The sequence below is a fragment of the Frankia sp. EI5c genome, assembly GCF_001636565.1.
Taxonomy (GTDB): Bacteria; Actinomycetota; Actinomycetes; order Frankiales; family Frankiaceae; genus Parafrankia.
Map to the genome: position 1 here is coordinate 1 of NZ_LRTK01000021.1, position 15,033 is coordinate 15,033.

Annotated in this window: 8 protein-coding genes and 1 pseudogene; 4 read left to right on the plus strand and 5 right to left on the minus strand. The window is 72.6% G+C overall.

The features are described from left to right. The first annotated feature begins 90 nt into the window (after positions 1-90). Together UG55_RS12010 and UG55_RS29460 are read left to right on the plus strand one after the other, a co-directional pair. Positions 91-525, plus strand: coding sequence for a hypothetical protein (locus tag UG55_RS12010; protein ID WP_199865111.1), 435 nt, complete (start codon positions 91-93; stop codon positions 523-525). A gap of 12 nt (positions 526-537) precedes the next feature. Next, positions 538-918, plus strand: coding sequence for a hypothetical protein (locus tag UG55_RS29460; protein WP_128422953.1), 381 nt, complete (start codon positions 538-540; stop codon positions 916-918). A 446-nt stretch (positions 919-1,364) separates the two neighbouring features. Here UG55_RS29460 and UG55_RS12020 read toward each other — a convergent pair whose 3' ends face one another. Continuing rightward, on the minus strand, positions 1,365-3,029 hold the full coding sequence (locus UG55_RS12020) for an acyl-CoA dehydrogenase family protein (RefSeq protein ID WP_066067112.1): 1,665 nt from the start codon (positions 3,027-3,029) through the stop codon (positions 1,365-1,367). Between the two features lie 177 nt (positions 3,030-3,206). Continuing rightward, positions 3,207-4,031, minus strand: coding sequence for a TetR family transcriptional regulator (locus UG55_RS35895; protein WP_242424212.1), 825 nt, complete (start codon positions 4,029-4,031; stop codon positions 3,207-3,209). A 1,297-nt stretch (positions 4,032-5,328) separates the two neighbouring features. Here UG55_RS35895 and UG55_RS12035 point away from each other — a divergent pair. Beyond that, positions 5,329-9,828 carry a diguanylate cyclase domain-containing protein gene (locus tag UG55_RS12035; protein ID WP_066067114.1) on the plus strand — a complete coding sequence of 1,500 codons (4,500 nt, stop codon included), beginning with the start codon at positions 5,329-5,331 and terminating at the stop codon, positions 9,826-9,828. A gap of 183 nt (positions 9,829-10,011) precedes the next feature. Continuing rightward, a complete protein-coding gene (locus UG55_RS12040) occupies positions 10,012-10,392 on the plus strand; it encodes a response regulator (RefSeq protein ID WP_066067115.1) in 381 nt (126 codons plus the stop codon). Between the two features lie 1,564 nt (positions 10,393-11,956). Here the strand turns inward: UG55_RS12040 and UG55_RS35900 are convergent. From UG55_RS35900 to UG55_RS27200, 3 genes and pseudogenes are all read right to left on the minus strand, one after another. Then, positions 11,957-12,739, minus strand: a 783-nt coding sequence (locus UG55_RS35900; RefSeq protein ID WP_242424213.1) for a response regulator, incomplete at its 5' end; no start/stop codon positions are given. A gap of 1 nt (position 12,740) precedes the next feature. Next, positions 12,741-13,933: pseudogene (locus tag UG55_RS35905) on the minus strand (PAS domain S-box protein); the annotation flags it as partial. Between the two features lie 56 nt (positions 13,934-13,989). Next, the gene (locus UG55_RS27200) at positions 13,990-15,012 is read right to left on the minus strand and encodes a phosphatase PAP2 family protein (protein WP_242424214.1); all 1,023 of its coding nucleotides are present in this window, start codon (positions 15,010-15,012) and stop codon (positions 13,990-13,992) included. Between the last annotated feature and the right edge of the window lie 21 nt (positions 15,013-15,033).

Genomic DNA, 15,033 nt, shown 5'->3' on the forward strand with positions numbered 1-15,033 from the left:
GGCTTCTGCGCCGCCGGCTTCTGACTCGGCTTCTGCGCCGCCGGCTTCTGGGTAGCCGACGGATGAGTTGTGCCCGACGACAGCAGGGAGATGAGGCGAGCTCGGGCTACCGCCACCACCGATCTGCCGGTGTCCGCGGCGTGCTGGCCGGCGCGTCCAACCCCCGGCGGCCCCGCGGAACCGCTGCCGCTCGCCGGCAGCGTCGGCCACCAGGACAGCGGCGGCACGGATCCGGGTGAGCTGTTCACCGGCGCGGAGGAGACGGACGAGGTCGGGGTGCGAGTCGGGCCCGAGGTGCGGTACGAGCCGGTCGAGGCCGGCTTGCCGGTGGCGCTGGTGGTACTCGTGGCGCTGGCGGGCTTGGGCGAGGCGGCCGTCGCACGGGGGCTCGCGGTTGGTGTCGGGCGCGGGCTCACGGGCGGGGTCGGTCGCGATGCCGCGCCACCCGGCGTCCGGCTGGCCGACGTGGTCGGCCGCGGCGAGCGGGTCGAGCCCGATGTCGGACCGCCCGTGGCCGGCGGGTAGGAACCGGCCGCGGTGGGGCTGGGCGCGGGCGGTTGCGCTCCCGACGGTCCCCACGGGACGGACGGGACCGCCGGGTCGGACGGAACGGGCTGCGACGGCGTCCACGGCGTGGGGGCGGGCTTCGGTGCCCCGCCACCGGAGGTCCCTCCGGACGTCCGCGGACCGGTGGGGACCGCGCCGCCGCTGGTGGTGTGGTCCGCGCCGCGGCCGCCGGACGGGCTGCCCGACAGATCCGGGTCGCTGCCCGGATCCGGTCCGGTGGACGCCGGCTGTGATCCGCTGGCGGTCGGCGCCGGCGTCAGCGGGGACGCCGGAACTCCGGTGACGGCCCCGGCAGCGTCCGGGGCCACCGGGTTCGCCGGGTTCACCGGGCGCCCCACCGCGGTGGGCTGACTCACGCCGCCGAAGCGCACGGCTACCGCGCTCAGCGCCAGGACCAGGGCGAGACCGGCCGCGGTCACCATCCCGGCCGTGCGGCGGTTGCGGATCCAGGCCCATTCGGCCACTCCGCGCACCAGACCGAAAAGACCCGCGACGACCACAAGACACGCCACGGCGAGAAAAAAGACGATCATCACACCCCCGGAGGCAGGCGACACGGCTCAACCCAGGAGGGGCCGATCACCTTCCGCTACGCGAAAACTACCTTGCGTTTCCAGTAGTGCGAGAGTCGCATCGCAACAAACTGTCCATAGTCAGGATAGGACCCGGCGTACCGACCAAGGTCACATCAGGACGTCGTCACACCCATCAGTGCAACTCTCCGTACCCGTCCGATCGCCCACGACGATCACCGTACCGGTCGGGCCTCCGCCCGCCGGGGAGCGCCACTCAGGACGTCAGGACGCGGCCGCCGGGATCCGCCGCAGAACGCCGTCGAGGTCGAGACCGGCGGGCAGGGTCCCGAACGCCAGACCGGCGTCACCGGCCACCCGGGCCGCGCAGAACGCGTCCGCCACCGCCGCGGGCGCATGCCGGACCAGGAGCGCGCCCTGCAGCACCACCGCCATTCGTTCGACCAGGCGGCGCGCGAGCAGTTCGAGCTCGACCGGCTCACCCGAGAGCAGGGCCTCCAGCTCGGCCCGCAGCCGGTTCCAGGCCTCGTCGAGCCGCCGGTCGCCCCCGGCCGCGGCGTCGACCTCGGCGGCGTACGCGGCGAGGCTGGCGGGCTCCCGACCGAGGGCGCGCAGCACATCCAGGGCGTTGACGTTGCCCGAGCCCTCCCAGATGCCGTTCAGCGGCGCCTCCCGGTAGAGCCGGGGCAGACCGGAATCCTCCACGTACCCGTTGCCGCCGAGGCACTCGAGCGCCTCGGCGACCATCGCCGGCTGACGCTTGCACAGCCAGTACTTGGCGAGCCCGGTGGCGAGGCGCCGGAACGCCCGCTCGTTCTCGTCGCCCTGCTCGGCCCGGTCCACGGCACCGGCGACGCGCATCACCAGCATGATCGCGGCCTCGGACTCCAGGGCGAGGTCGGCCAGCACATTGCGCATCAACGGCTTGTCGATGAGCAGCGACCCGAACGCCGAACGGTGCCGCACGTGATGCGCCGCCGCGACGAGAGCCGCCCGCATGCCGGAGGCCGTCCCCAAGGCCGAGTCCAACCTCGTGAGCGCGACCATGTCGATGATCGCCCGCACCCCCCGGCCCTCCTGCCCGACGAGATGGGCGAGGGTGCCGTCGAACTCGGGCTCGGCGCTGGCGTTGCTGCGGTTGCCGAGCTTGTCCTTCAGACGCTGGATGAGGAACGGATTCCGGCTTCCGTCGGGAAGCACCCGGGGCACCAGCAGGCAGGACAGGCCACCCGGCGCCTGTGCCAGCACCAGGAACAGGTCGTTCATCGGCGCGCTGGTGAACCACTTGTGCCCGCGCAGCAGGTAGGTGCCGCCGCCGACCGGGGTCGCCCTGGTCTCGTTGGCGCGGACGTCCGAACCGCCCTGCTTCTCCGTCATCCCCATGCCGGCGAGCAGGCCACGCTTGCCCTCCGGTGCGCGCAGTCCCGGGTCGTAGACCGAGCTGGTCAGGCCGGGCAGGTAGGTGGCGGCCAGATCGGGCGCGCTTCGCAGGACCGGCACGGCGGCGTAGGTCATCGAGACCGGGCAGAGATGTCCGTGTTCGACCTGGCCCCACACCACGAGCCCGGCCGCCCGGGCGACATGTGCTCCCGCCCGCCCGGCGGACCACGCGGACCCGGCCAGGCCCGCCCCCACCGCCACGCTCAGCAGTTCGTGCCAGGACGGGTGGAAGTCGACCTCGTCGATCCGGTTGCCGTACCGGTCGTGCGTCCGCAGCACCGGTGGATGGCGGTTCGCGTCCTCCCCCCACTGCTGCGCCTCGGCGCTGCCGGCGAGACGGCCCAGCCGACGCAGGTCATCGAGGTGATCGCCGCCGCCCTCCCGGAACAGTGCCTCCAGCAGCGGGACGTCCTGGGCGACATCACGACCGACGAGCGGCGGCGGCTGGTTGGTCACGCGGTGGGTCGGCCCGCCACCGAACGTCGTCATACCGACCTCCCGACCCGGCCCCGCTGGCCGCCCGGCGGAGGACCGGGGCCCAGACCACCGCCCGGACATCCTCGCCCACGAGGGCCGGGCCTGCACAGGACGCGAGCCCGCGCGGATGGCGGACCAGCATGGAAGCAGCCCCGCCGGCTGACCCTCCCGGACAGCTGACCGGGAGGGTCAGCCGGCTTTCTCCGCGCCGCCCCCCGCACGCACCGCCGGAGGCGCGCCGACGCACCTCAGCGCGATCGCGACCAGCTGCCGCACCACCCGCTCGGCCTCCCACCCGTCCCGGGGAAGCTCCTCCGCCATCGAGATCGGGCCGACGAGGACCTCGCCGATCGCGCCGGTCAGGGCGGCCGCGGAGATCGTCGGATCCTGGTCCGGCAGCATCCCCGCCTCGACCCCCGCAGCGACGAGAGCGGCGAACACATCCCGGTACCGGCGGCGGAAGTCGAGGCGCTCGCACTCCACGGCCGGATCCGACGGCGCCGCCAACAGCGCGTGCGCAAGACCACGACGTGCCAGGGCCCGGCGGGCGAACAGCGCGACCGCGAGTGTCAGGCGGTCCACCGGGTCCCCCGCCGCGCTGGCGAAACCGACAGCCGCCGCGAGTGGTTCCACGCCCAGCAGGTTCAGGCTCAGCGGATCCAGGCTCAGCGGATCCAGGCTCAGTCGATCCCGGTCCAGTCGATCATCATGGTTCACCGGGTCCGCGAGCGGGTCGACATCCAGCAGGTCGGACGCGACCGGCACCGCGGCGACCGCGGCCAGCAGCGCGACCTCACGAGCCGCGGCGCGGCGGAAGACCTCACGGACCAACGCGGACTTGGACGGAAAGTGCTGGTAGACGGAGCCGACCGACATGTCCGCCGCCGCGGCGACCGCCGTGACCGAGGCACCGGCCCAGCCAGCACCGGCGACGAGTTCCGTGGCAGCCGCGACCAGACGCTCACGGGCGGCGGCCAGACGGTCGTCCACGGCGGCGGTGCGGCGGTAGGGCACAGAAGGAGTGAATCATCGCTCGTGTCTTCGAACCGCGACACAGGAAGAATTCAGCTCTCAGGTAGCAGCCCGATCGGGTGATCGCGCCGCCCGCGGGCCGGGACCGGCCGCCGCCCGGGACGAACGACGAGCAGTGCTGACGCCGACATTGCCGCCGGAGCNGCCCACCAGCACCGCCGGCCAGCGCGGCAAAAACAATGTAGAAATGCCGAGCGCTCGGCCGGAGACAGAGCGGGACACGCACACACCCGCTCCACCGCCGGGCCGGTTGAGCCTCGTAAACGATATCCACTGCCCGAACCACGGCTTTGAGTCGCTTCTTTCTACCACAGGCCGCCTAACGGGATGCCGCGCAATGCCGACAGCCGACGACTCCGTCCCCGGCTCCACGCGCATCCACCAACCGCCAGTAGCGCTGCGTAACAGCAACGAAGCTGGGCCGCGGAGGGCCGTCGAGCCGCTTCCGTAATGCTGCGAACAGCGCGTTGTTCGACGCAACGATAAGTCCACGCCGAACTCCATCCGAACTTGATCACACCACATCTCAAGATCGATACTACGGAGTGTGGCGGTTTGAGACACGCCAAGATGTCTCATCAAGAGACCACAACCCGCCACATCACCCCTCGGTCACCGCGGGTCGTTCACGGAAAGTCACCCGAACGGCGCACCGCGGCGCGCCCGACACAGGTGTCACACGGGTGTGACACCCACGCGCTCCGGCTGGTGCCGGCCGGGCGGCGAGCTCCCGGCCGGCCGGCACCCGTGCCGCATCCTCGATTTGCCCGATGACCCTGACGTGATCAGCGCCACGATGGGGCCCATTGACCAGAAGGCGAGGAGCAGGGGTAATACCCACCCTACGCGCGCGGGGCCCGGCCGAATCCAGCCCGGCACCAATTCTGCCCAGCACCCTCAGGCAGCGAAAGAAGGCCGCCACCGACCCGCGGGTGAAAGCCGATGGCACTACTCGTATGCTCTTCCACTGCCGGGATTCGACACACCCAAGCCAAAACCTTCATCCAGGTCGGTTCCGGCAGACGACCGCCGAGTCGGCGGCAAGATGGTGAAACGGAACTGGCGGATGACGATGGCCCACCGGCGGCGCCTTACGGCACCCTACGGGCGCGCCCGACCACTGATCGGGCGCGTCGGGCGTTCTTATGCGACGCCGGGAGCGCCCCGCCGGTCCCGCCCCGACCGCCGGTCCTCACCTCGCGCAGCGCGCTTCCGCCGATCTCGCGGCCGGCCGCGGCAGGCGAGCTGGCCACTCCTCAGCGGGCTGGTCGCCATCGTCGTGCTGAGCTGCCTGGCGCTGGTCGGGGGCAGCCGTTGGCTGCACGGGGCCGAGGAGACCCGCCTGAAGAGCCGAGCGAACCTGATCGGGAACCTGGCGGGCTGGGAGTCGGCCGTCGACGACCCGGCCGCCCTGCGCGTCGCGGTCGACCAGGTCGGGTTCACCCCCGATGATCCCGTTCGCAACAGCAGGCTGACGGCCCGGTTCCAGTTCACCTCCGGAGGCGACACCACCCGGCTGGTCGCCCTGCTGGACCGCTCCGGAAGTCCGCTGTCGGTCCGGCCGTCCCCGGAGACCGTGCGCGTGACGGCCCTGGGTCCCGCCTGGTCGACCGCCTGGGCAGGTGGGAACGCCGTGTCGCCGGTCTTCGAACTGAGCGGGCGAGCGGTGCGGGCGACCGTCGTCCCGGTCGGCGGGCCACGGCCCTGGGCGGTGCTGGTGAGCGTCTCCACCGAGCAGGGAAACGAGCAGCTCGGTACCGCGATCAGCGCGCTGCTGCGGTTACGGGGCAAGGGCTCCGTGTCCACCGTCGATCAGAACGGCGTGGCAGTGATCTCGACGGACCGGGGCCTGGCCGGCGCCCGCGTGCTCGACGCCGCCGATCTCGACGCGACCCGGCGCCTGGCCAGCCTGCCCAGGAGCTGGACCTCCGGCGACTACACCCACATCGCCGCGCATCAGCCCACTACCGGGTACACCACATACCTGACCCAGCCGACGGAACAGTTGTACGGGGAGCTGCGGTCCCATCAGTTCCGCCGCGACATCGCCCTGCTGGTGGTGACGATGGCGGCGGTCCTGTCGATCGCGGTCGTCGGTCTGCACGGGGAGACCCGCGCCCGGCGACGGCACGACGAGGTGAGCTCGCTGCTGGCGGCGACCCGGGACATCGTCCTGACCGTCTCGGCCGACGGGCTCGTGGAATATGTGAGCCCGGCGGTTCTGGGCCTGCTCGGGCATGACCCCGCCGCGCTGCGCGGGCGGCCACTGTCCGACCTCGTTCACCAGGCAGACACCCGCCGGGTCTGCGCGCTGCTGGCCGAGCGGCGTTCCGCGACGGTGATGAACGTCCGGCTGCTGTCGGGAACGGGCAGTGAGCACTGGTTCGATGTCTCGGCCCGACCGCCGACCGAGGCCGGGAGCACCCCTCGGGACCGGTGGGACGTACCCCGAAGCGACCGGCGGGCGTCACGAGGCGACCGGCGGCGGGCGTCACGAGGCGACCGGCCGGCTCCTCGTGTGGTCCTGACGTGCCATTCGATCGAGCGTCGGAAGGGGCTGCTCGACCAGCTCGGCTTCCAGGCAGGGCACGACCCGCTGACCGGGCTGGCCAACCGGGCGACCTTCGACGAACGTCTCGCCGCCGCCCTGGACGAGCGTCCGCCCGACGGGCCCGTCTCGGTCCTGTTCATCGACCTGGACCACTTCAAGCCGATCAATGACACCTACGGGCACGCCGCCGGGGATCAGGTGCTGACCGTCGTGGCCGATCGGCTCACCGCCGCACTCGCCGACAGCACCGCACTCACCGACAGCACCGCACTCGCCGCCACCACCATCCGAGGGGGCCCGGTGGCCGCCCGCGAGCCGACGGCGAGCCGCTTCGGTGGCGACGAGTTCGGCGTCGTCCTGCCCGGCGTGGGTCAGGAGGCCGCCGTCGCCATCGCGGAACGCGTCAGCCGGGCGCTGCGCGAGCCGGTCAGCCTGGAAACGGCGGTGGTCACCGTCGACGCCAGCATCGGAGTCGGGGTCGCCAGTACGGCCTGCCGGGCCGAGAACCTGCTCCGAGCCGCCGACGAGGCGATGTACCGGGCCAAGGCCGCGGGACGCGGGCGCCACGCGGTCGCCGCCGTCGGCGCCTCTCCCCTTCCCCCGGGCCCTCGCGAACCGGCCGAGCCCTCGGGCCCGCTCGAACCGGGCACAGGATCCGGCCCCGCGGATCCCCCCGCCGGGCAGGCGAGTTCCGGCGGGAACGTCCGTGAACACGACGGATCGCCCACAACGACCCGATCCACAGCTGCCCAGCCACCCGCGACCCAGCCACCCGCGACCCAGCCACCCGCGACCCAGGCGGTCGAGAGGCAGCCGGTCGAGAGGAAGCCCGTCGAGAGGAAGCCGGTCGCCGGCCCCTCCTCAGCACGCCAGGCAGCAGCCGGCCCCCTGCGCACGGCCGCCGGCCACGCAACGTCCGGCAGCGGACGGAGCGGCTGCATGCGGAACGGCGACGGCCGCGGCCCCCAGCGCGCCCCGGGCTGCCGCCGGCGGCTCGCGGCCGCGGTCCCGTCCGTCATCGTCGTACTGGTGCTGCTGGGGACGGCGGCCACCAGGCTGGCGATGGAGGCCGCGGAACGCGCGCGAGCGCGGCATCAGCGGCTGGCGGCCGGTGCCCTGTTGGTCAGCCATTTCGCCGAGTACGCCCACGCGATCAGCGACCCCGACCGGCTGACCGGAGCCGTCTCCGACTTCCCCTGGGATCTGGAGGACCCCACCGCGCTGGCCGAGTCGCTGCGAACCATGGCCCTGACGCCGATCGCCGGCCCCAGCGCGCTCCTGGCCGTGGTCGGCCCGGATGGCAGCCCCAAGGCCGTTCAGCCGCCGGGAGCGATGGTGCCGATTCCCCCGAACGACCCCTTCTGGACGCTCTCCAGCCACGGTGGTGCCCTCACCTCGCTACTCCCGGTGGACGGGCACAACAGGATCTGCACCGTGGTCCCCATCCTGCGCGACGGATCGCCGGCGGCCCAGCTCCTGCTGTGCCCGACCAAAGTGCTGCCGGCCGCCCGCGCACTGCGGATGACCGACGGACTGGCCAGTGACCTGGGGCAGGGCGGGGTCTCCGTCCTCGACCAGAACGGCCAGGCGGTCCTGGCGTGGGACGCGGCGCTGGTCGGCCGGGTGCTGGTGGACCGGGCCGAGCTGGCGGGCATCCAGCCCGGCCAGCCCAGGCAGGTGCGGTCGCACAGCGGACCCGACACCATCGCCGTCGCGGCCGCGATCCCCGGGGGCGGGTACGTGCTGCTCGACCAGACCGCCGACGTGGTGGAACTGAGCGTGCTGGAGTACCGCGCGACCGGCGAGGGACTGCTTTTCGGGATCATCGGTGTGACCGTCCTCGGGCTCGCGGTCGCCAACCGGCGGCGGGAGCGCGCGATCAGCCAGGACCTCGAAGAGCTCGGTGTCCTGCTGCACGAAACCCACGACATCGTCGTCCTCCTCGATCGCGCCGGCCGGCTGGCGTTCGTCAACGCGGCCGTCGACCGCCTGCTCGGCCACGACGGGCAGGCGATGATCGGGCAGGATCCACTGCGGTACGTCCATCCGGAGGACCGCACCGCCGTCCGGGCGCTCCTGCACGCCCCGCGGGAGGCGCCACCGCTGCTGGACGTCCGGCTCGCGACGCCGGACGGCACCTACCGCTGGTTCGACATCGCCGCCGCCGTCTGGGAGACCCGGGCCGGGCAGCCACGCGTCCCCGTCCTGACCTGCCGGGAGATCGGTGAATGGCGCGGGCTGACCGAGCAGGCCCGCCGCCGCGCGCGCCTCGACCCGCTGACCGGGCTGCCCAACCGGGCCGCGCTCGCCGAGCACCTCGAGGCGATAGCACGCGACCGGACGGCTTTCGCGATCCTGCTCGTCGACCTCGACGGGTTCAAACCCGTCAACGACACCTTCGGTCACGCGGTGGGCGACCAGGTCCTGCAGGTCACCGCGGCGCGGATCCGGCGCATCCTCGCCGCCGACGGCGCCCCCGAGCGGGGGGGCGACCCGATACCCTGCGCGGGTCACGACCCTCCGGGGCCGCTGGTGGCGCCCGACGGACCCGACAGCCCTGGCCGGCCCGACAGACCCGGCGGCCCGGCCGAGCAAGGGCACGCTCGCCGCACCGACGCTCCGGCGGTGCCAGCGGCGGCGGCGGTGCCGGCGGACGATGCCGATGACGCCGACGCCAGTGCCGGCCAGTTCGGTGCCGAGCGGGACGGTGCCGAGCGGGATGGTGCGGAACGGGACGGTGCCGAGCGGGACGGTGCCGAGCGGGACGGTGCGGAACGGCGGCGGCTGCGCCGGCCGTCCTCCTGGTTCCGCCGTGGCGCGGGACAGTCCTGGTATCAGCCCGAGCGGGGGGCGGTCTTCCGGGTCGGGGGCGACGAGTTCGTCGCGGTGCTGGCCGGGCCGTCCACCGCACTCGCCGGCGGCCTGGACGTCGAAGCCGTGGCGTGGCACACCGCGGACCAGATCACCCTGGCGGTGCGGGAGCCGATCAGCGCCGGCGGGAGCCTGGTGTCGGTCGGAGCCACCGTCGGCGTCGCGCTCTCGCGCGGGCTGGCCGATCCACAGGCCGTCGTCGGACTGGCCGACGCCGCGATGTACGAGGCGAAGCGGAGCAGCGGCCGCGGCCGGCCGCGGAACGGCTCAGCGGCCCTCGAGCCACCGACCCGCCAGGGCCGCGCGGACGGGAACGACGGTCAGCAGCCGCGAGCCGGTGCCCAGCACGTATGGTGACCAATACTGGCACATCGCGACACGGGACTTCGTCGTCGCGCCTTCTGCTGTCAGGGTCGTGCCGTATGGTGTCGCCGTTCGGCTGGCAGGCTGCGACAAGGTCCTGGTTGAGGGCGACCGAGGTGGCGAGTGCGAAACCCAGGTAGCGATGAGGCGCCCCGTACAGGCCGTCCCCAGGCACTCGTGGTCGACGACCAGGAGATGATCCGGGTCCTTGCCGCACGGGTGCTGTCCGACGGCGGCTGGTCCGTCGCCACCGCTGCCGGCATCTCCGAGGCTCTCGCCCTGCGGCCCCTCGACTTCGACGCCATCGTCATCGACACCCGTCTCGGCCCGGAGCGCGGCACCGAGCTGTTCGCCCAGCTGCGCGCGCAGGACCCGCTGGTGTCCCAGCGGTGCCTGGTCCTCACCGGGGCCACTGTCGATCCCACGCCGGAGGGTGTCGCCGTTCTCTTCAAGCCGTTCCGGGCTGACGACCTGCTCGACGCGGTCAACCGGCTCGCCGGCCGCCGCCCGACCGACAACGGCCCGCGGGACGGTGTCCGCCGCGGGCTGAACGGGTGAGCGTCCCCGGGACGGTGGGGCCTGTTCCCGGTGCCGAGCGCCTGCTGTTCCTCATGATCGCCGTACAGGAGCGCGAGAGTCGGGCGCTCACGGAGGCACTGCACGACGGTCCGATGCAGGACCTGACCGGAATCCTGCTGTCGCTCGCGAGCCTGCGCCGGGACCTGCCTGAGGAGGCCGCCGACCGCGTTGCCCAGCTGGAGACATCGCTGCAGGACGCCGCCGCCGCCCTGCACCGGCCGCCGCCCCCGTTCCGCCCNGGCAACAGCCCCCGGCAGATGCTGGAGCTGGGCCTGACGCAACGGGTCGAGGGCGTTCTCGTCGACCGGCTTTACATCAGCCTGGACATCGACTCCTCCCCGCCCGCGTTGAGCGAGGTCGCCATTCTGCTCGCGACCGTCCAGCTCCTCCTGCAGGAGAGCGACCCGATTCACCAGGCCACCCGCGCCCTGGTGTCGGTTCGATCCAGACCCGAGGGAATCGACCTCGCGCTGCGGGTCGCGTACGCCGGTACGCCCCAGCCCTTCACCGCTGACCGCATCGTCGGGGCGGGCTCGGCGGGCAACGACGCGGGCGAAGCCGGGGCCGGGGCCGGGGGCCACGACGGGGCCGGGCCCGGGTCAGAGACCGTGCGGGAGAACGAGACGAGCTGGCTGGGCCGGGTGCAGCCGGTGGCGGACCTGCTGGGTGCACAACTTCGGACGGACCCGGGGACGGGCTCGTGGTCGGCCGTGGTCCGGCTGCCCCGCCGCGGCGCGAGTCCGCAGGCGGCGCGGCACGCGCCGCAGACCAGGCAACCCGCGAGGTAGCGCCGACACAACAGACCAGGCACCGCTAGCCGGCTTTCAGTAGATCAAGGGCGGGCATCCGGGGCAGCAGGCCGGGGGCTGACCCGAGCCCGGGCGACAGCCGGGGGATGCGCAGACGGCACGCGCGGGCGGGGGCGGGAGCGCGGGCGAGGTGCGGACAGCACGCGCGGGTGCGGACAGCACGCGCGGTGCGGCGCGGGCAGGTGCTCGGCGGGCGGAGGTGCGGCGGGTGCGTTCGGTGATCTGACGATGCTGGTCAGCGTTTCGAGCGCGGGCGCGGCAGTGCCGATCCCGCACCTGAAGAGCTGTTCGTGTCTCCCGCCGAGACGCCTTGACAACCACGGCGGCACAGGGGCCGCAACCCCTGCGAGCGAAGGACACAAGGAGCCCTTCAGTCGCTGTCGGCGAATCCTCCCGGACCCACGCCCCACGGGTGGGTGACGGCTGCCGCGGGGCCTGCCGACGCTCTGAAAGCCCAGGTAGCCCCATTACCGCGGGGTCCCGCGGGATGCCCGCAGCCCCGTGGCCGCACCGCGACGCGATCTTCACCAGCCCAGGCGTCCACAGACGGGATCGAGGACGTCGAACAGCCGGCACAGTGCGCCCCCGCACCAGCCCGCAGCCGCCACCCACCGCACCCCGCCGCCGGCCCAACGGCCGCGATATCCCGCCGATCAGACAGCCGTGTCACCCGAAACGCTCGGTGTTCCCCGCAGCCCGGCCAGGCATCCGACTGGCACCGTTTCCGGGGCCGCCTACGCCGGCCGGTCGGACGGTGACGCGTCCAGCACCTCGCGGACCTTCGACAGCAGCACCCGCTCCGAGAACGGCTTTGTGATCAGGGCCAGCCCCGGGGCGAGCGTCCCGTTCTGGGCGAGGACGGGATACGCGTAGCCGGACATGTACAGCACCCGCACGTCGGGACGCTGCCGGCAGATTCGCTCGGCGACCTCCCGGCCGAGGAGCTGCGGCATGACGACATCGGTGAGCAGCAGGTGGATCTCGTCCCGGAACGTCGCCGTCAGTTCGAGCGCCTCCGGGCCACTGGCGGCGCTGATCACCTGATAGCCGTTTCGGGTGAGGATGCGGTGGGTCAGCTCGCGCATCGCCGACTCGTCCTCGACAACCAGGATCGTTTCACCGCCGAGCAGTTCGCCGCTCGCCGGCACCTCCTCGACGACCGGCACCGCACCCTCGATCGCCGGCAGCAGTGCGCTGACGGTGGTGCCGACGTCGACGGTCGACACGATCTCGACATGCCCGCCGGCCTGGGTGACGATGCCGTAGACCGTCGCCAGGCCCAGCCCGGAGCCCTCGCCCTTGGCCTTGGTTGTGAAGAACGGCTCGAACGCGCGCGACGCGACCTCCGGATACATGCCCGTACCGCTGTCGCTGACCCGCAGGTGCACGAACCGGCCGGCGTGGAGCCCCGGTTTGGCGGTCGCGGTCTCCTCGTCGATCCGTACGTTCGCGGTGTCGATGGTGAGCGTGCCGCCACTCGGCATGGCGTCGCGTGCGTTGACCGCCAGGTTGACCAGNACCTGCTCGATCTGGCCGGCGTCGGCCAGCACGGACCACAGCTCGGGGTGCGCGAAGGTATGCAGCTCCACATGCTCGCCGAGGGTGCGGCGCAGCAGCTGCTCCATGTCGTGGACGACCTCGTTGAGGTCGAGCGGGCGGGGCTGCACGACCTCGCGGCGCCCGAAGGCGAGCAGCTGGTGGGTGAGCTGGGCAGCCCGGTCGGCAGCCCGCTGGACCTGCTCGATGTCGCGGCGGGCGGACTCCCAGAGACCATCCTTGCCCTTGGCCGCCTCACCGACGACCTCACCGACGAAGGCCGTGTAGTTGATGATGACCGCGAGCAGGTTGTTGAAGTCGTGCGCGACACCGCCCGCGAGCTGGCCGAGGCTCTCCAGCCGCTGCGACTGGTGGAGCTGGACCTCCAGCCGTTCGCGTTCGGCCTGGGCGCGGAGCCGTTCCCGCTCCGCCTGCGCCTCCAGGCGGTCGGTGACATCCCGGATGGCGGCGGAGACGAGCAGGCCCTCATCGGTCTCCAGGGCGGAGAGGGAGATCTCGGCCGGGAACTCCGAGCCGTCCCGCCGGCGCGCGGCGAGCTGCATGCCCGCACCCATCGGCCGTGGCCGTGGATCGTCGAAGTACCGGTTCCGGTGCCGCGGGTGCAGGTGCCGGGCGGACTCCGGAACCAGCATCTCCACCGACTGACCGACCAGCTCGCCGCGGTTATAACCGAACAGCCGCTCTGCCTGGGCGTTCACCAGCGCGATCCGACCATCCGGGCGCACGCCGACAATCGCGTCCGGCGCGGCCTCCAGCAGGCCTCGGAACATCGCCTCAGCCCGCTTCCGGCTGGTGACATCGCGGATCGCCGCAGTCACGAACGTTCCCTCCGCCGTCTGGACCGCCGACAGCGAGATCTCGGCCGGGAACTGTGTTCCGTCCCGACGCAACGCGGCTAGCTCCACCCCCGCACCCATCGGCCGCGGCCGCGGATCAGCCAGGTAGGCGCCCCGCCGGGCCGGGTGGGCCGCCCGGAACACCTCGGGGACGAGCATCTCCACCGACTGACCGACCAGCTCGTCGCGGTTATAACCGAACAGCCGCTCTGCCTGGGCGTTCACCAGCGCGATCCGACCATCCGGATGTACACCGACGATCGCGTCGGGCGCGGCATCCAGCAGACTCCCAGGCGGGACGTCGGCATATCCCGCCAACGACACCCCCCCAGACCATGAATGATGCGTCACACGATGACACATCGTAGCCCGGGCTACTGGGAAGGATCGACGTTGTACGGATTCGAGTGGAACCCGTACATGAAACATAACGATCTGTTCGGAAGAGTCTCGCCGCCGTCGCCGGCCAACACCGAAGACCTGTCGGTGGGACCGGGCCGCTGCCCGGTGGGCACGGGCGAGCGGTCTCCCGGGGGAGACACGGCGGGTGCGGCGGCCGAACCGGGAGCGATCAGACCGGGAGCGGTGGCCCCGGCCTCCCAGCGGGCCTGCGCGCCGACGGGTTCGGTGGCCGGGGCCGCCGCGGTCGCTCCGGCCGGGGCCGCGCCGCGCCGCCCGACCAGGGCGACCGCCCCCACCACCAGCAGACCGCCGACCAACCCGTCCAGCCAGTAGTGGTTGGCCGTCACGACCACGACGAACACGGTTGCCAGCGGGTGGAGCAACACCAGCCAACGAGCCCGGTGCCGCAGGATCGTCACCACCGCCCAGGCCTCGAGGATGGCCCAGCCGACGTGCAGGCTCGGCATGGCCGCGTACTGGTTCGCGACCCCGTCGGTCGCGTCGCCATAGGGGGACGGCCCGAGGACCGCGCCCGTGTCGACCATCCGCACCCCGGGGCTGACCTCGGACAGGAAACGGGGCGGCGCCAGCGGGAACAACAGCTGGATCAGCAGACCGGCACCCGTGGCCAGGACGATCGTGTTCCGGACCCGGCGCCAGTGCCCGCGGTGCAGCCCGAACACCCACACCAGCAACAGCACGGCGGCGGGAAAGTGAACGCCGATGTAGTACCAGTTCGCACCGCGCAGCAACCACTCCTGGGCGAGCAGCGCGCTCTGGAGAGCCGCCTCGCCGGGTAGCCGCAGGAACCGTTCCAGCCGCCAGATCTCCACCGCGTTGTCGAGCGCCTCCTCCTCCCGGCCGATCGCGAGATGCCGACTGAACCCATAGCCCACGTACAGCAGCGCGAGCAGGACCACCTGGCTGATCGCATACAGGAGAACGCCCAGCCGCCGACCCGCGAGCCGGGGGCACGCCGGCTGACCGGGCGGCATCGCCGACGGGGGCCGCGCAAC

Coding starts and splice junctions, on each gene's coding strand:
- UG55_RS12010 (WP_199865111.1), top strand. CDS start 91: ATGAGGCGAGCTCGGGCTACCGCCACCACCGATCTGCCGGTGTCCGCG.
- UG55_RS12020 (WP_066067112.1), bottom strand. CDS start 3,029: ATGACGACGTTCGGTGGCGGGCCGACCCACCGCGTGACCAACCAGCCG.
- UG55_RS27200 (WP_242424214.1), bottom strand. CDS start 15,012: ATGCCGCCCGGTCAGCCGGCGTGCCCCCGGCTCGCGGGTCGGCGGCTG.